The sequence below is a fragment of the Flavobacterium fluvii genome, assembly GCF_900129545.1.
GTDB classification, from domain to species: Bacteria; Bacteroidota; Bacteroidia; order Flavobacteriales; family Flavobacteriaceae; genus Flavobacterium; species Flavobacterium fluvii.
The window spans coordinates 205,776-226,133 of record NZ_FQWB01000005.1 but is presented as its reverse complement, the minus strand read 5'-3'; the positions used below and the strand labels follow the sequence as shown (position 1 = coordinate 226,133).

The 20,358-nt window shown below is 36.5% G+C and carries 18 protein-coding genes; 9 read left to right on the top strand and 9 right to left on the bottom strand.

Going from position 1 to position 20,358, the window contains the following annotated elements; all coding sequences use genetic code 11:
- Positions 1-82 precede the first annotated feature (82 nt).
- On the top strand, positions 83-856 hold the full coding sequence (gene mazG, locus BUC16_RS12645) for a nucleoside triphosphate pyrophosphohydrolase (RefSeq protein ID WP_073371059.1): 774 nt from the start codon (positions 83-85) through the stop codon (positions 854-856).
- A 3-nt stretch (positions 857-859) separates the two neighbouring features.
- On the opposite strand, the gene BUC16_RS12640 is transcribed toward mazG, so the two are convergent.
- Entirely contained in the window at positions 860-1,540 is a 681-nt protein-coding gene (locus BUC16_RS12640; RefSeq protein ID WP_073371057.1) for a Crp/Fnr family transcriptional regulator, read from the bottom strand.
- 104 nt (positions 1,541-1,644) lie between these two features.
- Between BUC16_RS12640 and BUC16_RS12635 the strand changes: the two genes are divergently transcribed.
- From BUC16_RS12635 to BUC16_RS12600, 8 genes are all read left to right on the top strand, one after another.
- Entirely contained in the window at positions 1,645-4,023 is a 2,379-nt protein-coding gene (locus tag BUC16_RS12635) for a heavy metal translocating P-type ATPase (RefSeq protein ID WP_141226159.1), read from the top strand.
- Positions 4,024-4,137: 114 nt separating this feature from the next.
- Complete coding sequence (gene ccoS, locus BUC16_RS12630; protein WP_073371054.1) at positions 4,138-4,329, top strand: cbb3-type cytochrome oxidase assembly protein CcoS; 192 nt, start codon at positions 4,138-4,140, stop codon at positions 4,327-4,329.
- A gap of 58 nt (positions 4,330-4,387) precedes the next feature.
- Positions 4,388-6,562: a cytochrome-c oxidase, cbb3-type subunit I gene (gene ccoN, locus BUC16_RS12625; protein ID WP_073371052.1), complete on the top strand. Its 2,175-nt coding sequence runs from the start codon at positions 4,388-4,390 to the stop codon at positions 6,560-6,562.
- A gap of 7 nt (positions 6,563-6,569) precedes the next feature.
- Positions 6,570-6,737 carry a CcoQ/FixQ family Cbb3-type cytochrome c oxidase assembly chaperone gene (locus tag BUC16_RS12620; protein ID WP_073371050.1) on the top strand — a complete coding sequence of 56 codons (168 nt, stop codon included), beginning with the start codon at positions 6,570-6,572 and terminating at the stop codon, positions 6,735-6,737.
- 36 nt (positions 6,738-6,773) lie between these two features.
- Positions 6,774-7,709, top strand: a complete 936-nt coding sequence (locus tag BUC16_RS12615; RefSeq protein ID WP_073371049.1) for a cbb3-type cytochrome c oxidase N-terminal domain-containing protein — start codon at positions 6,774-6,776, stop codon at positions 7,707-7,709.
- Positions 7,710-7,814: 105 nt separating this feature from the next.
- Positions 7,815-9,233, top strand: a complete 1,419-nt coding sequence (gene ccoG / locus BUC16_RS12610; protein WP_073371047.1) for a cytochrome c oxidase accessory protein CcoG — start codon at positions 7,815-7,817, stop codon at positions 9,231-9,233.
- 21 nt (positions 9,234-9,254) lie between these two features.
- Positions 9,255-9,704, top strand: coding sequence for a FixH family protein (locus BUC16_RS12605; protein WP_073371046.1), 450 nt, complete (start codon positions 9,255-9,257; stop codon positions 9,702-9,704).
- Positions 9,705-9,775: 71 nt separating this feature from the next.
- A complete protein-coding gene (locus tag BUC16_RS12600; RefSeq protein ID WP_073371044.1) occupies positions 9,776-10,477 on the top strand; it encodes a sulfite exporter TauE/SafE family protein in 702 nt (233 codons plus the stop codon).
- A gap of 11 nt (positions 10,478-10,488) precedes the next feature.
- Here the strand turns inward: BUC16_RS12600 and hemN are convergent, their stop codons facing one another.
- From hemN to BUC16_RS12560, 8 genes are all read right to left on the bottom strand, one after another.
- Complete coding sequence (gene hemN, locus BUC16_RS12595) at positions 10,489-11,853, bottom strand: oxygen-independent coproporphyrinogen III oxidase (protein ID WP_073371043.1); 1,365 nt, start codon at positions 11,851-11,853, stop codon at positions 10,489-10,491.
- Between the two features lie 155 nt (positions 11,854-12,008).
- Positions 12,009-12,488, bottom strand: a complete 480-nt coding sequence (locus BUC16_RS12590; RefSeq protein WP_073371256.1) for a hypothetical protein — start codon at positions 12,486-12,488, stop codon at positions 12,009-12,011.
- A gap of 114 nt (positions 12,489-12,602) precedes the next feature.
- Positions 12,603-12,950, bottom strand: a complete 348-nt coding sequence (locus tag BUC16_RS12585; RefSeq protein ID WP_073371041.1) for a hypothetical protein — start codon at positions 12,948-12,950, stop codon at positions 12,603-12,605.
- Positions 12,951-13,097: 147 nt separating this feature from the next.
- The gene (locus tag BUC16_RS12580; protein WP_073371039.1) at positions 13,098-15,098 is read right to left on the bottom strand and encodes a DUF349 domain-containing protein; all 2,001 of its coding nucleotides are present in this window, start codon (positions 15,096-15,098) and stop codon (positions 13,098-13,100) included.
- Between the two features lie 300 nt (positions 15,099-15,398).
- Entirely contained in the window at positions 15,399-16,532 is a 1,134-nt protein-coding gene (gene chrA / locus BUC16_RS12575) for a chromate efflux transporter (RefSeq protein WP_073371038.1), read from the bottom strand.
- 30 nt (positions 16,533-16,562) lie between these two features.
- On the bottom strand, positions 16,563-17,588 hold the full coding sequence (locus tag BUC16_RS12570; RefSeq protein ID WP_073371036.1) for a glycoside hydrolase family 43 protein: 1,026 nt from the start codon (positions 17,586-17,588) through the stop codon (positions 16,563-16,565).
- Between the two features lie 57 nt (positions 17,589-17,645).
- Positions 17,646-18,965: a serine hydrolase domain-containing protein gene (locus BUC16_RS12565; protein WP_073371035.1), complete on the bottom strand. Its 1,320-nt coding sequence runs from the start codon at positions 18,963-18,965 to the stop codon at positions 17,646-17,648.
- Positions 18,966-19,193: 228 nt separating this feature from the next.
- A complete protein-coding gene (locus tag BUC16_RS12560) occupies positions 19,194-20,288 on the bottom strand; it encodes a DUF3644 domain-containing protein (protein WP_073371033.1) in 1,095 nt (364 codons plus the stop codon).
- Between the last annotated feature and the right edge of the window lie 70 nt (positions 20,289-20,358).

Below are 20,358 nucleotides of genomic sequence, written 5' to 3'. Positions count from 1 at the left end.
TTTAAGCTTTCTAAAACATATTTTAATCCTGTCAAGATGTTTTCCTGACAGGATTTCTTATTTTTACACAAAACCAAATACGATGAACTCCAAACAAAACCAACTTCAGGCATTCGAACGATTATTGAACATCATGGACGATTTGCGCGAAAAATGTCCTTGGGACAAGAAGCAAACATTGCAAACGCTACGCCATTTAACAATAGAAGAAACTTATGAATTAGGTGATGCCATCTTGGACAATGATTTGAACGAAGTCAAAAAAGAGTTGGGTGATTTGTTATTGCACATCGTTTTTTACGCCAAAATAGGAAGTGAAACCAACGATTTTGACATGGCCGATGTCTGCAATGAAATTTGCGACAAACTCATCCATCGCCATCCGCATATTTACAGTGATGTCGTGGTAAAAGACGAGGAAGAAGTGAAACAAAATTGGGAGAAATTAAAGCTCAAGGAAGGTAAAAAATCCGTTTTGGAAGGTGTTCCAAGAAGTTTGCCGGCATTGGTCAAAGCCAGCAGAATTCAAGATAAAGTAAAAGGAGTAGGCTTCGATTGGGAAGAGCCACATCAGGTTTGGGACAAAGTGCAAGAAGAATTAGAAGAACTTCAGGTTGAGGTCGAAGCGGGAAATCAAGACAAAATGGAATCCGAATTTGGCGATGTGTTGTTTTCGATGATCAATTACGCCCGATTTTTGAACATCAATCCCGAAGATGCCTTGGAACGAACCAATAAAAAATTCATCAAAAGGTTTCAATACCTGGAAAGCAAAGCAGGCGAATTAGGCAAGCCATTAATGGAAATGACCTTGGCTGAAATGGATGTTTTTTGGAACGAAGCCAAGAAATTATGATTTTTAATCAGCAATTCTCTTGAGTTTGGCCATGTCTTTAAGAATGATTTTTTTGCCGCTTAGTTCTATTAATCCCAGTTTGTTGAAATCGGATAGCAAACGAATACAACTCTCGGTGGCAGTTCCAATCATTCCTGCCAATTCTTCACGGGAAAGCTGGATGTGCAAGGAACCATCTGGATTTTTACCAAAATTGTCTTGAAGATAAATAAGTGTTTCTGCCAATCGTTCTTTAACCGTTTTTTGGGAAATAGAAACCAAATGATCGCTGGTTTCCTTCAAATCGCCACAAATTGTCTTCATTAAATTCATCGAAAACTGGTTGTTGGTGTCAAAAAAGTTCAAGATTTCAGCTTTTGGAATAAAACAAACTTCCATGTCTTCAAGTGCTATTGCACTTAAATTGGCGGGTTCGTCACTAATCATCGATCGTTGTCCGAGTAATTCTCCGGCTTTTATTAGCTTGACAATTTGGTCTTTTCCGTTGGCACTTAATTTTGACATTTTGCAAATGCCCGAGGTTATGCAATAAACACCGTTAACAACATCACCTTCTTCAAAAATGGGTTCGCCTTTTTTTATGGTTCTAGAAGTTTTACATTCAGCAATTCTTAACAGTTCGTCTTTGTTGAGTGCTTTTAGGGAGCTAAGTTCTCTAACGATACATTGTTCACATTTACTCATAAAAAAAAGATTAATCACATTGGCAAATTTACAATTTATATGACAATTATCATTACTTTTATTTCGTTCTGTTAGTAAATTTGTTTCCGTAAAATGAGTAATTGATATTTATGCAAAATTGTTTCCATTGTGGACTGGATATTATAAAAGAAGAGCGAATTATTTTTGACGAAAAGGATTTTTGTTGCAATGGTTGCAAGACTGTTTATGAAATTTTCAGTCTCAATGACATGACTTGTTATTATGATTTCGAAAAATCTCCTGGGGCAACGCCACTTGACATCAAAGGCAAATACGATTTCTTGGACAACGAAGGCATTGTTGGTAAATTGTTGGAATTTCAGGAAGACAATACGGCTATCGTTTCCCTTAATATTCCTCATATTCATTGCAGTTCCTGTATTTGGATTCTCGAAAATCTGCAGCGTCTTCAAAAAGGAATCAGCACTTCTCAGGTCAATTTTCCAGAGAAAAAGGTCCGAATCACCTATAATACCGAAATAGTTTCCCTCAAAACCATCGTTCATTTATTGAGTTCCATTGGTTATGAACCCTACATCAGTTTAGAAAATTACGAAACGGGAAAGAACAATGTCGATAGAAGTTTGACTTACAAACTGGGCTTGGCTTTCTTTTGTTTTGGCAATATTATGTTGCTTTCATTTCCCGAATATTTTGAGGTCAAAGAGTATTGGTTGGATAATTACCGACCGTTTTTTCGATGGTTGATATTCGCCTTGTCGTTGCCATCTTTCTTGTATTCTGCCAGTGGTTACTATGTTTCGGCATACAAAAGCATCAAGTCTGGAATGTTGAACATTGATATTCCGATTGCTTTGGGAATTATCATATTTTTTATTCGAAGCACTTTTGATATCGTGATGGACTACGGTTCCGGTTTTTTCGACAGCTTGACGGGATTGATTTTCTTTATGCTTTTGGGGAAAATGTTCCAAATCAAAACCTATAGTTTTTTGAGTTTCGAAAGGGATTTCAAGTCTTATTTTCCAATAGCAATTACCAAAATCAACGCTGATTCTTCCGAAGAAAGTGTTCCTGTTTATGATATCCAAAAAGGAGATAGACTACTCATCAGGAACCAAGAATTGATTCCTGTTGACGGGATTTTAATGTCCGAAAAAGCCGAAATTGATTATAGTTTTGTTACCGGGGAAGCGATTCCAATTACCAAAAAATCAGGTGATAAAGTATTTGCCGGTGGAAAACAAATGGGCAAAGTGATCGAAATGGAAGTCTTGCATTCAGTTTCCCAAAGCTATTTGACGCAATTGTGGAGCAACGACGTTTTCCAGAAAGAGGTCGAGCAAAAACACAAATCTATTACGGACACCATCAGTCGTTATTTTACGCCAATACTTTTGTTGATTGCTTTCGCGGGATTTGGTTATTGGATTTTTATTGATGCCAACATTGCTTTCAATGTTTTCACGGCCGTCCTGATTGTGGCTTGTCCTTGTGCCTTGGCATTGACGGCCCCGTTTACAATGGGAAATGTGTTGCGAATTTTGGGTAAAAAGAAATTCTATCTCAAAAATGCTTTGGTCATCGAACAGTTGGCCAAAGTAGATACCATTGTTTTTGACAAAACAGGAACGATTACCACCAACAAAAAATCGAATATTTCCTATGAAGGCAAGAAACTTTCTGAGGAGAATTTGATACTGGTCAAAAACGTGCTTCGAGCTTCAAATCATCCGTTAAGCAGGATGTTGTATGACTTTTTACCGGAAAGCAAACGATACAAAATCAATGATTTTGAGGAGATAACTGGAAAAGGAATTCAAGCCGACATTGAAGGAAATCAAGTTCAAATTGGTTCCGCTTCTTTTGTGGGAAAGTCGGAAGATGGCAACATTCAACAAACGACTGTCCACATCAAGATTAATGAAGTCTATTGCGGAAAATACATTTTCAACAATCAATACCGAGAAGGTTTGGCGAATCTTTTCGAACAATTGAGCCACAACTATCAAATCAAGGTTTTGTCTGGCGACAATGAAGGCGAGCGCGATACATTGGAAAGTATTTTGCCAAAACAAACCGAATTGGTCTTCAATCAAAAGCCGGAACAAAAATTGGAATTCATCAAGAAGTTGCAGGAAGAGGGCAAAAACGTGATGATGGTTGGCGATGGACTCAATGATGCCGGAGCTTTGGCGCAAAGCAACATTGGAATCTCCATTTCTGAAAATGTCAATGTTTTTTCCCCGGCTTGCGATGCCATTTTGGATGCAGGGGAGTTTAGAAAGCTGAATTATTTTTTGAAATTGTCCCAAAAATCCATCTCGACCATAAAAATGAGCTTTGCATTATCACTCTTGTATAATGTCGTGGGATTGTCATTTGCCATAACTGGAAACCTGCAGCCGTTGGTCGCAGCCATCATAATGCCCTTAAGCACAGTTACAATTGTCAGTTTTGTGACAATCATGAGTAATTTTTATGCAAAAAGATTAAAGTAAAAAACGGACTATAAATTATTTTTTTTTGTTATTTTTAACAAATAATCAAAATATGATAAATGTCATATTTTGAAAAAAGACAATAAAGTATTTTTGTTCACGTAATTTTACAATATGAGTGTCATATATTTACTTATTTCTATCAGCATAGTAGTCGCTATTATCTTTTTTATTGCTTTCATATTGGCAGTAAAAAAAGGACAATACGACGACGATTACACCCCTTCAGTCCGTATGCTTTTTGACGATGAGCTAATTCATCCCAAAGTTGAAAAGCCTAAAATCGAAACTCCAACGACTTTATAGTAGTAGGAAAACCCAATTAGACCTTAAATTTTTTAAACCAATTAATAAATAATTATTTATGGAAATGCAACAGTTTTATTATGACAACAAAATTGTAAAGAAATTCATTTACGCAACCATCGTTTTTGGTGTTGTGGGAATGTTGGTAGGGCTTCTTTTGGCCACTATGTTTCTTTTCCCAAATATGACGGACAGAATTTCGTGGTTGAGTTTTGGTAGATTGAGACCTTTGCATACCAATGCGGTAATTTTTGCCTTTGTGGGAAATGCCATGTTTGCTGGAATTTATTACTCCCTACAGCGATTGTTGAAAGCCAGGATGTTCAGTGATTTTTTAAGCAACTTGAACTTTTGGGGATGGCAATTAATCATTGTTGCGGCGGCAATTTCCTTGCCTTTAGGCTACAGCACTTCCAAAGAATATGCCGAATTGGAATGGCCAATTGATATTGCCATTGCTTTAATTTGGGTAGCTTTTGGTATCAACATGATCGGTACAATATTAAAAAGAAGAGAGCGCCATTTGTATGTTGCCATTTGGTTTTACATAGCCACTTTTGTCACCGTGGCGGTTTTGCATATTTTCAACAGTTTGGCACTGCCGGTAAGCGGAATGAAAAGTTACTCTGTTTATGCCGGTGTTCAGGATGCCTTGGTTCAATGGTGGTATGGCCATAATGCAGTAGCGTTTTTCCTGACTACACCCTTTTTAGGATTGATGTATTATTTTGTGCCTAAAGTAGCCAACCGTCCCGTGTATTCCTATAGATTGTCCATTATCCACTTTTGGTCATTGATATTCTTGTATATCTGGGCTGGACCACACCATTTATTATATTCTGCATTGCCAAACTGGGCTCAAAATTTGGGGGTTGTTTTCTCCATAATGTTGATTGCTCCATCTTGGGGTGGTATGATAAACGGACTGTTGACTTTGAGAGGGGTTTGGGACAAAGTACGTCAAGAGCCTGTTCTTAAGTTCTTTGTTGTTGCCATCACGGGTTATGGAATGGCCACTTTTGAAGGTCCGATGTTGTCCCTGAAAAATGTAAATGCCATTGCGCACTTTACGGACTGGATAGTAGCCCACGTTCACGTAGGAGCATTGGCTTGGAACGGTTTTATGGCTTTCGGTATGATTTATTGGTTGATACCAAGAATGACAAAAACTACTTTATATTCCAATAAATTGGCCAATTTCCACTTCTGGATTGGTACTTTGGGAATTATACTTTATACACTTCCAATGTATGTTGCAGGGTTTACCCAAGCCACTATGTGGAAACAATTTAATCCAGACGGAACCTTGACTTATGGTAACTTCCTTGAAACGGTAACCCAGATTATGCCAATGTATTGGATGAGAGCCATTGGAGGTTCATTATATCTTGTTGGAATGTTTGTGTTGGTTTACAATATTATCCAAACGGTAAGAGCAGGAGAAACCATCGAAGATGAATTGGCGGAAGCTCCAGAATTGCAAAAAATTAGCTCAGGCAGAATCAAAGGCGAGAGATATCACGCTTGGTTGGAAAGAAAACCTATCCAATTAACCATTTTTGCTGTCATTGCCATTCTAATTGGTGGAATTATTCAAATTGTTCCAACGATTATGGTGAAATCCAATATTCCTACCATTACAAGCGTAAAACCATACACGCCGCTAGAATTGCAAGGTCGTGATTTATACATTCGTGAAGGATGCGTGGGTTGTCACTCTCAAATGGTGCGTCCTTTCCGTAGTGAAGTGGAACGTTATGGACCACAATCCAAAGCAGGAGAATTTGTTTACGATCACCCATTTCTTTGGGGGTCAAAACGTACAGGTCCAGATTTGTTGAGAGTTGGCGGGAAGTATAACGATAACTGGCATTTCAATCATATGTGGAATCCGCAAAGTACTTCGGCGAGTTCCATTATGCCAGGATATAAATGGTTGTTCGACAATGAAGCAATGGATGTTTCTCTAACCCAACAGAAAATGGAAGTGATGGTTTCTCTTGGTGTTCCTTACACCAATGCACAAATTGCCAATGCTGATAAAGATTTGAGAGCTCAAGCCATCAAAATAGAAGAAAGCCTGAAAAGTGATCCTGACTTTGTGAAAAGTTATGACGACAGCAAGAAAAAAGCGGAAGCCCGTGGGGAAAAATTTGTTCCTATGAACGAAAGAGAAATTGTGGCGCTAATCGCCTATATTCAAAGATTGGGTACTGATATTAAAGTAAAATAACAAGGTTATGTTCGAACAAATTAAACACAATATGGAAACTATCGAAGGTATCGCAAGTTATCCGGTTATGGCCTTAATCATTTTCTTTGCCTTTTTTGTAGGACTTGCCATTTGGGTTTTCTCCTATAAAAAAGAGAAAATAGACGAGCTAAGTGAAATCCCTTTGAACGATTAAAAAATTAAATATATAATTTTCAAAAATTTATAAAAAATGAAAAAATTAATCCCGCCATATTTAAGAGTTCTTGTTATTTTCTTTGCGGTTTTTGCTGCCATGGAATATTTCATCGACTCTGGAGACCAACCCGCTTTCATCAAGTTTCCAATGGTTTCGCTATTTTTATTCGTGTTTTTATTTCTGTTGATAGCTATTGAAATAACCATGAAAGCAGTTGACACCATCACTCATCAATTGCTGACCGAGGAGCAAAAAGCGAAATTGGCCAAAAATGTTGAATCCAAAGAAAAAAGTTGGTTTAGCGGTTTGATGGAAAAAATGACTCAATCGGTGCCATTGGAGAAAGAAAGTGAATTCTTGTTGGAACATGATTATGACGGTATCAAGGAGTTGGACAACAATTTACCGCCTTGGTGGGTTTATTTATTCTATGCTTGTATTATTTTTTCCGTGGTTTATCTTGTTCGTTTTGAAATAATGGGAGCAGATAACCAAGAAATGGAATTGAAAAAAGAGATGGCCCAGGCTCAAATTGATATTGCCGAATACAAAAAAAATGCTCCGGATTTAATGGACGAAAAAACAGTTACTTTACTGACAGGTGCAGCAGATTTGGCTGCCGGTAAAGAAATTTATACCACTAATTGCGTGGCTTGCCACAGAGCCGATGGTGGAGGACAAATTGGGCCAAACTTAACCGATGATCATTGGATTTTGGGTGGCGGAATCAAAAATGTTTTTCATACCGTTACAAATGGTGGACGTGACGGAAAAGGGATGATTGCTTGGTCTAAAAGCGGTATGAAACCAAAAGAAATTCAACTGGTTTCCAGTTATGTTTTGTCGTTGCAAGGCACTAATCCAAAAGATCCGAAAGCTACAGAAGGAGAGGTTTGGGTAGATCCAGCAGCTCCAAAAACTACCGCTGCCTCTGCCGCGGTAACTGATAGTACGGCAGTAAAAAAATAAACATTCCATATAATTATTTGCAAAACAATAGTTTCATCTTTAAAATCTTTGTCAGGGTAAATGTCTTTGACAAAGATTTTATGATTAAACAAAAAATCAACACCAATGTCAAAGATACCCGACGAAGCTTTTAGAGATACCATCGGAACAATAGATGCGGAAGGAAATAGAAAATTTATTTTTCCCAAAAAGCCTTCCGGGAAATTTTATGAGTATCGAAAGTGGGTCAGTTACTTTTTGCTGATTGTCCTGATTGCGAACCCTTTTATCAAGATTGACGGCAACCAGTTCATGATGTTCAACGTTATGGAAAGAAGATTCAATATTTTTGGATTTCCATTTTGGCCCCAAGATTTTTACTTGTTTGTAATTTTCATGATCGTCGGTGTTGTTTTTGTCATCCTTTTTACGGTCATCTTCGGACGCATATTTTGTGGATGGATTTGCCCGCAAACCATATTTCTGGAAATGGTTTTCCGTCGAATAGAATTCTGGATCGAAGGCGATCGCGGCTCTCAAATTCGATTGGAAAAACAAGAATGGAATGCCGAGAAAATAAGGAAGAAAGCACTAAAATGGACTGTCTTCTTGATAATTTCCTTCTTTATCGCCAATATTTTCCTGGCTTACCTTATAGGCAGCGACGAATTATTCAAAATGATTGAAGAAGGCCCGGAAAACCATGTCAGCACCTTAATTTCATTGTTTATTTTTACCGGTATTTTCTATTTTATTTTTGCTTGGTTTAGAGAGCAGGTTTGTATTATTGCCTGTCCTTACGGAAGATTGCAAGGAGTTTTGTTGGATGACAAATCCATCAATGTTGCCTATGATTTTGTGCGTGGCGAAAAAGAAGTGGGTAGAGCCAAATTCAACAAACAAGAGGATAGGGCGGCATCTGGAAAAGGAGATTGCATTGATTGCAAACAATGTGTGCACGTTTGTCCAACAGGAATCGACATTCGTAACGGTACGCAACTCGAATGCGTGAATTGTACCGCCTGTATTGACGAATGCGATACCATTATGGAGGGTGTTGGTTTGCCTAAAGGGCTTATTCGCTATGCTTCTGAAGATGAAATCGAGAAAAAAACCAAGTTCAAGTTCACGGCAAGAATGAAAGGGTATTCAGCCATATTGTTTATCTTGGTTGGAATTTTAATTGGATTATTGTTTTTGCGCACCGAAGTTGAAGCCGTTATTTTGAGACTTCCAGGGCAATTGTTCCAGCACAAAGGCGATAATATAAGCAACATTTATACGTTCAAGATTATCAATAAAACCAACAATGATTTCAATGATATCCACTTCAAATTGGTCGGGATAAAAGGAAATTTAAAAGTGGTGGGCGAACAAGATTTAAAAGTTCCAAAACAAGGAATGAAAAGCGGAACCTTGTTTATCGAGATCAACCAATATCTATTGGAAAGCGACAAAACAAAATTGGAGATTGACGTTTATGACGGAAATAAAAAAATTGAAACTAGCGAGACTAGTTTTTTAAGTCCGAGGAGTTTTGATTAATTTTAAACAAAAAACATGAAGATGAAATTTAATTGGGGTACTGGAATTGTAATTGCTTTTACGCTATTTATAAGTTTTATATTGTATTTTGTTTTCAGCGTGCAATCTGATTCTAAATACGATAACGAATTGGTGGTGGAAGAGTATTACAAACATGACGCTAAATTTGGCGATGAAATGAAAAGAATTCAAAATGCCCAAGATTTAGCACAAAAACCAGAGATAAAGAATGATTCCGAAGGAGTTACAATTGTTTTTCCAGCTAGTTTTGTTCCAAAAGACATCAAAGGTACAGTGGCTTTTTACAGATCATCCAATATGAAATTTGATTTTAATGTTCCAATTACACTTTCTGGTTCCACTTTGAACATTCCTAAAAAAAGATTGCTGGGCGGTCGCTGGAAAATCAATATGGAGTGGCAATATGAAGGAAAACAATACTTGACAAAAGAAACTATTTATATTAAATAAAGGGCTTTTAGTTGTCGTTTTCAGTTGGATCAAACTGAAAACTAAACACTGGGCATAGAATACTTAAAACAATGTTGTACACCGCTTTTCTCTTCGGTTTAATCAGTAGTTTTCACTGCATCGGAATGTGCGGCCCAATTGCCATGATGTTGCCTGTGGACAGGGATAATCAAGCCAAAAAAGTGAGCCAAATCTTGACTTATCATATTGGGAGGTTGACGGCTTATGCCTCAATTGGTTTGGTTTTCGGTTTGGTGGGAAGAGGGTTGTATCTTGCCGGAATGCAACAAAAATTATCCATATTTATTGGCGTGGCAATGATTCTGGTTATCTTGATTCCAGAGAAAGTGTTTGCTAGATACAATTTTTCGAAACCTGTTTTTGTCTTGATTTCTAAAGTGAAGTCCACTTTGGGGAAACAATTTAAAAACAAAAGTTACCAATCCCTATTTACTATAGGTTTGCTTAATGGATTCCTGCCTTGCGGAATGGTTTATGTGGCCTTGTTTGGAGCCATCGCGATGCAAAACGAAAGTTTAGGCGTTTTGTATATGCTGTTGTTTGGCTTGGGTACCGTTCCAATGATGAGCAGCGTGGTCTATTTCCAGTCATTTTTGACGGTTCCTGTTCGAAATAAAATACAAAAAGCTATTCCTTATGTTGCCGTGGCAGTGGGAATAGCTTTTATTTTAAGAGGCTTGGGCTTGGGAATTCCTTATGTTTCCCCTTCCGATATGAGCTTGTTCGTGCAGGCAACTCCTAATTGTCATTAAAAAACAATTCTTTAAATCGTCATCGAAAACAATTGTGTTTCAGGTGTTTTTCTTTTCAAGCGCAAATCAAATGCCATGCAAATGTTGCGGATAAATGGTTTGCCGGCATCAGTAACCTGGATGCCATTCTTTTTGATAATGACCAATCTGTCCTTTTTCATTTCTTCCAACTGGGCCAATATTTCTGGAATTTCAGCTATATAATTGGCTTTGTCTTCCCAAGAAGTTTCAAATTGGCACATAATATTCAAAATGTGTTTTCTAATGATGAGGTCTTCTTCGGTTAAAAGATGTCCCCTGAAAACGGGCAATTGATCAGTTTCCAACAGGGCATAATATTCTTCCAGACTTTTTACGTTTTGCGCAAAACTATACCAACTGTCGCTTATGGAAGACACTCCCAAACCAATCATTAGTTGTGTTTTGGACGAGCTGTACCCCATAAAATTACGATGCAATTTTCCGTTTTTGAAGGAATCGTACAGGCTGTCGCTTTTTAAGGCAAAATGATCCATTCCTATTTCATAATAATCATTTTCATCCAACAAATCTTTTCCGACTTCATACAGATGTCTTTTCTCTTCGTCTTTTGGAATATCTTCATCATTGAAACCACGTTGTCCATTTCCTTTTATCCACGGCACATGGGCATAACTATAAAACGCCAATCTGTCGGGTTGCAGGGAATGTGTTTTCTCGATGGTGTCAATTATATCGTCTACTCCTTGAAATGGCAATCCAAAAATAAGGTCATGACCTATGGAAGTATAGCCGATTTCCTTTGCCCAAAAAGTGACTTTGGCCACATTATGAAAAGGTTGGTTGCGATGAATGGCTTTTTGTACTTTTTCGGAATAATCTTGAACGCCAAAACTGACTCTTCTAAAGCCTAAATCATACAGTTTTTGCAAATGAGCGTGAGTCGTATTGTTGGGATGACCTTCAAAACTGAATTCGTGCTCTTTGGCTTTTACCGCATAACAAAAAATACCGTTTATCAAGTCTTCCAAGTTTTGTGTCGAGAAAAAAGTAGGAGTTCCTCCGCCCAAATGAATTTCTTTTATGATGGGTTTTTCGTCAAGAATATCACAGTATAAAGCCCATTCTTTCAAAACGGCTTCAATATAAGGGTTTTCTACGGCGTGGTTTTTCGTGATTCGCTTGTTGCAACCACAAAAAGTGCACAAACTTTCGCAAAAAGGAAGATGTATGTATAGACTCAATCCTTCTTTTGAATTACTTTCAACAAAAGACCTTTTTAGGGTCTCAATCCAGATTTCATGGGTAAAATTATCTTCGTCCCAATAAGGAACAGTAGGATAACTCGTATATCTCGGACCCGGAACATTATATTTTTGAAGGATAGAATTATTCATAAGAGATACGTTTTTTCATTATTCAAAAGTAAACTGGCAATGTTAAAATTAAAATGATAATTATCATATAAAAGTAAAGCCTTTTGAGCAAAAAAAAAAGAGGCTTTTTTATGGCCTCTTTTATCGAATTAATAATCAAAACATGAAATTATGCGTTAGTTTGAAATGCAAACTTGAATAATTTCCCTCCATTTTTTGGCCAATTGATGGTCTTCATACAAACAGACTTGATTCATTTGGTCATTCTCGATTTTGTAAAACGAAATGGATTCTGTTTTTTTGTCTTTTTTGTATTGGAACTCAAACTCAATTTTCACGATGGTATTGGAATTACCTTCGGCGGTAATCGATAGTTTACAGGAATCAACGGTATTTAAGTCTATAAAATTCACGATTTCATTTTCTTTCGAATTAAAATCCATCAAAAGGAATCCTTTGTTTTTTTCGTCCAAAGCCAGAACTTTTTTGTTTTGGGTTGCGGTCAATTCAAAATTGAAGTGATTGTTTTGGCTGAATTGTTTCTTTATTTCTTGAACCTTTGTCTTGTTGATTGAATTTGATCTCATAGCGTAGAATATGGGAATTCCGATCAATATGGTTATGAAAAGACCTATTATGGTTACGGATGTGTCCATTTGTTTTTTGTTTTTGAATTTGGAATATAGCATAAAGGGAACTGAATATCGGATTGATATTAGTTCGGAAAAGAAGATTCTTTTCTTCTAATTGTGGAAAATAAATGCTTTAAATCACCAAAAATAATGGAAAGGAAAGAGTAGGAGTGAAACCATTTCACATCGGTTGATGTCTTGGTTCGCGAAAGGGGCAAAAAAGGTAACGACTTTTAAATCCGGAATGACAACCAGATAATTTTCAAAATATTTTGCAACTGATAAATCCAGTGTTTTTTGAGTCGAAGCAAAGGAACTGTTCGCTTGAGGCTGGATAAAAACCGAAGAATGGATGCCGTCAACAGAAATGGAAGAATCGGTTTTTGCTGGCTGGATTTTATTTACAGCAGATTTATTCGCATTGAAGGCAAATAAAAAAACTATTGAAAGTCCAATGAAAATAATGGTTTTCCGAATCCAATTCATTTTACAAATTTAAAGTTTACAGGCAACTTTACCCTGTTTTTTTTAATAAATGAAAGTTAAAGTTTAAGTTTCTGGAATGTTTTTTCATAAAAAAACCTCAATTCCTATTCTGGATTGAGGTTTGATGTATTGTAAAGGTTTTAATTTTTAAGCTTGACCCAAATTTCTGATTTGTTTCAACTTGTCTTTTAAAATTTCCATTTCTTCTCTGTGTTTCTCTATGTTTTTGCGCACTTCCAATACTATTGAATTTTCCTTTTTGGCATTTCTGGTATTGGTAAAAAACTGGATGTTGTTTTCCAATTGGAAAATTTCGTTCTTGATTTCGTCAATTTTTCGCATTAAGAAAATCTTTTCATTTTCCAGTTTTCTGGAATCGTTGTTTTCAGACAAACTATCTATTCTGTTGGCGAAACGCATCATTTCACCGTCTTTTTTGCTCAAACTCAATTTTTCGAACAAGGCATCCAAGACTTTATTGAATTTTCCTTCAATGTGTCTTCTCGGAAAAGGAACTTTTCCAAAGCTTTTCCAGGTTTCAATATGTGCTTTTATGGCATCCAGGTCAGTTTTGTGTTCCCCAGTCAATTGAAATTCCCTAAGCGTTTCCAGATAGGCTTTCTTTTTGTCGAAAGCTTCAATTTCTTCGCTGTTTTCTTCGTTTTTCTGCTCTTTTAATTTGTCGAAATAGTGGTTGCAGGCTTCTTTGAACTCTGCCCATATTTTGTCTGAATATTTTCTAGGCACGTGACCTATTTGTTTCCACTCCTCTTGAATTTGCTTCATGATAGGAGTTGTGGCAGCAAAATCAGTGCTTTCTTGTAATTCTTTGGCTTTGGCAACAAGAGCAGTTTTTCTGTTCAAGTTGTTGTTTTGGTCTTTCTTGATGTCTTTGTAAAACGAATTCTTGAAAGAATTGAAGTTTCTGACAGCAGTTTTAAACGCTGCCCAAGTTTCCTCGTTTACCTCAGAAGGTACTTTTCCGGCAGAGAAAAAAGCAGTTCTTAAAGCTTCCACTTTTTCTATTTGCTGTAACCATTGAGAATGGGCGTTCACTTTTTCGGTGGCCAAGACTTCAATTTTGGCAATGATTTCTTTTTTCTTTTCAAGATTTTCCAATTCGGTTCCACGCATATTTTCAAACAACACCTCGCGTTTGTCGTGCATTTGCTTGGTCAAATCACTGAATTTGTTCCAGATTTCATCACGGTGTTCTCTGGAAACGGGACCAATGTCTTCTTTCCAGATTTTGTGCAAATCCTGTAATTCCCTGAAGGCTTTGTTGACGTCGGCTTCGTTGATTAATTCTTCCACACGGGCAACAATTTTTTGTTTTTGCTCTAAATTGTGTTTGAAATCAAGGTCTCGCGCTTCCCTGTCAAGATGTAGATAATCATAAAAATTTTCTACGTGAAAATGGTAGTTGTTCCAAACGTGGTTGTATTTGTCTTTTGGAATTGGTCCGGCAGTTTTCCATCTTTCTCTTAAATCATTGAAATGTTTCAAGGTGTCCTTGATGTTTTCCTGCGGATTGATTAGCTCTTTCAATTCTTCGACAATCGCCAACCTGTTTTCCAAATTGGTCTTCAAGTTGGTTTGCAAGCTTTTGAAATGCGTATTTTTATTGTCCCTATATAGGGTGTAATATTGGTCAAATTGTGTTTTTAATGGAGAATGGTATTGAAATTCTTCATTTGTATCCGTGTTTTCGACAAGAAATTCTTCTTTTTTCTCTTCTAAAAGATGGTAGTATTTTGCCAAAAATGATTTCTTGATTTCTTCAATGTGATCTTTTACCGACATCACTTTTTCATTGGTAACCAATTTTTTCAATTCGTCAACAAGTGATTCCAGAGACATGGCTTCATAATCCAACATTGGAATATCGTGACGCTCTTTGAGAGTTTCGTCTTCGCTTTCCTCGGCATTGGTATCGACAATGGCGTCAATAATGGTGTTGTTGCTCGATGACTCTCCGTCAGTAACTGTGGCGGCAACTTCTTCCACTTGTTCTGCAATGGTTTCATTGCTTGTTTCAACGACGTCCAATTTTTCCAAAACTTCTGTTTCGGCTTGAATTATTTCCGGCAAATTGGTTGCTGCACTTCCATCTGCCTCAAGCAGGTTATCATTCTTTTCTTCTAACATCTTTTTCAATGTGTAAGGGTTATTTTTTTTAGAATCCGAAAGATAGTGAAGGTTGTACAAAATTCAAAGTAAATCCTTTATTTATAGTGATTTTATCTGCGAAAGTGTTTTTTTAGAAGCTAATTTCTTGCTATTCTGGGGGTTGATGCAAGAGCTAAAAAAAGTGTTTTTATCACACTAATAACTAGGATTTGAAGATAAATTTTAATTATTTTAAAAAGTCAAGATGCAGATTTTTAGGTATTTAGAAATATTTATGGCTGTTCTGGATTACAAGAAGATTTAGTAAGCTGAATTTTGTTATTGTATCAATGTCAGCAAGTATCCCATCACTGAACCACCCAAAACGATGAAAGCATTATTTATTTTTCGGTTACCAAATAAAAGCAAAATACTGAATACGGCTATTGCAACTGTCCGCCAATCCGTGATGGTTTCTTTGCCCATCGAAAAACACACTGAGATGATGATGGCTACCGATGCCACGTTAACGGCATCCAAAAAGGTCGAAGCCAATTTTGAATTTCGCATTTTCTTGACCAAGGGATTCAGCAAAGCCACGAACACAAATGAAGGCAGGAAAATCCCGATTGTTGAAATGATTGCTCCTGACCAACCGTTGATTTGATAGCCTATGAAGGTTACCGAAGAAAAAACGGGTCCGGGCGTAAATTGCCCCACGGCAATGGCATCAATGAGTTGTTGTCTAGTTAAAATTCCTGTGGAAACCAATTCGGTGTCGAGAAAGGCGAATAAAACATAACCGCTGCCATAAAGTATGGCGCCAATTTTCAGGAAAATCCAAAACAAATTTAGGTTGGTTACCGAAACTGTTGTCGTGCCGTTTATTGGCAAAAAAGCAAGCGGAAAAATACCATTGTTATTTTGTAATTTATTATTTCGGATGGAAGCCAGGAATAAAGCCAGGAGTCCAGCTCCAAACAACAAATAAATTTCATTGAATTGGAGCAGGGAACAAATCAAGACCAAGATTCCAATCAAGGAAAGTTCAACGGATTTTAATGATTTTTTTGCCAAGGGAAAAACAGCTCCCAGAATGATGGCAATGATGGCAGGTTTGATGCCATATACAAAGGGCAGTACTTCTGGCAATTGTCCGTATTCTTTGTACAACCAAGCAAAAAATCCAGTGATGAAAACTGCCGGCAAGATGAAACAAAGTCCTGCCACAATCAATCCTTTCCAACCGGATTTTTCGTGTCCGATATGGATGGCCATTTCGGTGCTGTTTGGACCAGGAATTAGATTTGTTGCTCCAATCAGGTCCAGGAAATGTTGTTCCGTCAGCCATTTTCTTTTGGTAACCACTTCGTCCTGCATCATGGCGATATGAGCCGCAGGACCACCAAAACCAATTACTCCCAGTTTTAGAAAAAGTTTTGCGAGCTCTTTAAGATCCGACATACTGTCCATTCTTTCCTAATTGGTTAATTGAATCATTGTCTAATCCTGGCCGCTCATTTTCTTGATTGTCCCGTCTGGATTGTACTCCAGTGCTCTTACTTTTACATTTCTCAAGGAGTTCACTTTGGATTGTTTGGTGTCGTGGTAAAACAAATACCATTTATGGTCAATTTCTACTATGGAATGATGGGTTGTCCACCCCGAAACTGGACTTAAAAATTCTCCTTCAAATACAAATGGTCCATAAGGCTTGTCGCCAATGGCATAGCATAATTTGTGGGAGGTTCCCGTAGAATAAGAAAGGTAATATTTCCCTTTGTATTGATGCATCCAAACTCCTTCAAAAAAACGACGCTCCCCATCTCCAGCTTTCAAAGGATTCCCTTGTTTGTCGAGAATAAGGACTTCTTTTGGTTCTTCGGCATATTCCAGCATATTGTTGGATAGTTTGGCAATTTTAGGACCAAGTGCATTTTCTTCTTTGCCCGGTTCTGTCCCAGATGCAATGGGTTTGTTGTTTCTGTAATTTTGCAATTGTCCGCCACTGATTCCGCCAAAATACATATAGAAACTGCCGTCCGTATCTTTAAAAACGGTCGGGTCGATGCTGTAACTGCCTTTGATTGGATTTTTCTCCGCTTTGAAAGGGCCTTGGGGGACATTACTGACTGCCACGCCAATTTTGAAAATATCATTCTTGTCCTTGGCAGAAAAATACAAATAATAACGACCATTTTTATAAGCGCAATCCGGTGCCCAAAGTTGTTTTTTTGCCCAAGGAATAGCAGCTAAATCCAAAACGACACCGTGGTCTGTTACTTTTCCCTTGATGCTGTCCATCGAAAAAACATGGTAATCTTTCATGTCGTAATGGCCTCCGTCTTTTGCTTCTTTGACCTCTGTTTCTATGTCGTGCGAAGGATAAATGTATATTTTATTGTTGAAAACATGTGCCGAAGCATCTGCCGAATACATATTGTCAATTAAATATCGGGGAGTTTCCTGTGCCAATAGGGCAGAACAAACAAGGCTGGACAAGATGATTGTGAAAAGTTGTTTTTTCATTGGGGTATTATAATTTGTAAAATAAAGTTTTATTGCTGCTGTTGGTGATTTGTTGTTTTATTTTTTTTGATAATGAAATTTTTTTCCGCCTTGATATAGGGTCATTTGATTTTCTTTTGGGTTGAATTCCATTTTTATTCCAGCCCTTATAAATTCGAATTTATCTTTTTCGGTTGCATCCAGCGGAAATGCAGATTGACCCGTGGCTTGGGCAAACAGTTTCAAGTTGTCTTTTGTGATGGTTATGTTCAAAGGTAAATCGGGACTCGTATATTCACCTAAATATCTGTCTAAATCTTCGGTCTTTAATTCAATAGTTTTGAAAGTGGGTATTTCAAATTTTTTGCCATAGTAATTGCTTAAAACGGCAATTATTATATTGTTGTTATCATAATTTTGTCCGTTGCAAGTTAAAGCAATGGCTAATTTACTGTCTGGAAAATAAGAAAGGACAGAGCTAAAACCATCAATTCCTCCATTATGTCCATACCCTTTTTTGTCATAAAAAGGAACTTGAAAAATTCCCATTCCGTAATTGTCCTTTATGGTTTTCATTTGATCCAAACTGTTTTGGCTAATGATTTTGTTGGCAAACAACCTTTCTATAAACAACACTAAATCGGTTGGATTGGAAACCAATGCACCGGCTCCCATTGGTATTGACATATCGGTTTCAGTTTCTCTTTTCCACTTTTCATTGAAACTATAGGAATAGCATTCGTTATTTTGAATGTTTATTTTATTTCCAAAATAAGTGTTTTTCAAACCTAAAGGCTTGATGATTTTTGATGCAACTATTTCTTTGTAGGTTTTTTTATAAGTTTTCTCAAGAACATAACTCAATAAAACATAATTGGAATTGCTGTATTCCGCTTTGCTGTTGGGTTCGAAATCACTTTTTCCGTTGGCTATTATTTCCACCATTTCTTTTTCGGATTTTGGTTGTGTATTGTAGCCAAGATAGCTTTTGTCATTGGTGAAATTATGAATTCCGCTTCTGTGATTCAATAAATTTCCAATGGTTATTTTATTGGCATTCTCGATTGTGGGGAAATAACTCTCGATGGTTTGGTCCAGACTTAGTTTTTTCTCTTCGACTGCCTTGAAAATCAAACAGGAAGTGAACATTTTAGAAATTGAACCAATTCTATATTTAGTTGCAATTGTTGATCGTTTATTGGTTTCGATATCGTCTTTGCCAATGGATTTGGTGTAAAAAACTTTCCCGTTTTCTGAAACGGCAATGCTTCCCATAAATTTATCTTTTGCCTCCAAAATTTGAAACAAACTATCCAGTTTGGCAGTGTTTAAATTTTGGGCAAATGTCGTTCCAAATACTAATCCCAAAAATAGGGTAATGGTGATTTTTTTTGTCATTGTTGTATGATTTTGGTTGAACTATAAAGTGTGAGGTTTCCTTTCTACATTTGGCTTGGTGCTAAATTAATCTCTATTTTCGAATTTGCCACCCGAGCGATAGCGAACAGGCAAAGCAAATCATCCCAAATACAAAACCAACTTTCCATTAAGCCTATTACCCACCCGAGGCTGCAAGCCGAACGGACGAAGAAAATCCGTTGTAGTGGCTGTTATGCGATGCCTTTTCTATTCGATTTCATAATTACTTATTTCAAGCTTGGTTCTGTTGTCAAAATTTGTTTTCCAAATTTCTCTAGTTAACATACCACTAGTTATATTGCTTAATATGAAATTACTCCATTCTTCTTGAAATAAATAATCATTATGAGCTTCATCATAATGACAATATTTAGTATTTGTTTCAAAAGGGTCAATGTTATTACCATCTTCTTTTGTTGGTTTAATTGAAAATATATAGAGCAAACATTTATGGTCGTAATGATTAAAATTATTTTGGTAGTTTTCATTTACAAAAGTTACTATTGCACCTGGTTTTAATTTTGCAGGATTTATAACTTCTGTTTTCTGCACTTTATCTTTTATCAATGCAGTTATTTTTTCATAACTAATTCTATCATCTTCTGAAATTGAATTCCAATTTACAAATTCAATTGCTAAATCATTTCTATTTGTGTTAGCTATTTTTGGTAATTGGATTAATTTGACACTAAATTCTTGAGTATTAAATACGCTTTCTTTAATGTTTAATCTATATTTCTCAATAAAATCCTTAATTTCTCTAACTTCGGTTGATAATAATTGTTTATTTGCTTCCACTTGTTTTGCTGTTCTCAATCTTGAAAACTGTAGTGAGTAAGCTAAACTTTCATTTATTGCATATTCAGAGCCGAATAGTTTTATTAATTCATTCTCGTAATTGTACAATAGAGATTGACATTCTCCAAAAATCATCAATCCAATTTCGTCTTTGGATATTGTTCTGTGTTCAATTTTATTTCGAAGTTTTATGAAGAATTCAAGATTAGATTTTACTCCTTCTGAAAGCGCACCATATTTCTGAATACACGTTTTTAATTCCCAAGCTTTTTTTTCTCCATCAATTATTTTAAACCTTCCGTTTGTCTCTTTATAAAAAAAAGTCTCCCCAATTGTATGATTAAAATGTGCTTGTAAAAGTCTTGTCCACGACATAATCATATGAGTGATAAAACTTTCTACTCTGAATGGTGCTCTTGGTTTATTATAAATTTCTACTGATAATAATGCACAATCAATTGAACTTTCCAAAAGTGTTTTTGTTTTACCTTTTCTTAATTGCATATAATTTGGTTAGTAGGTTTCTTCAAGGTATCGCATAACTATTTTATATACGAATAAAATCACCACTTTT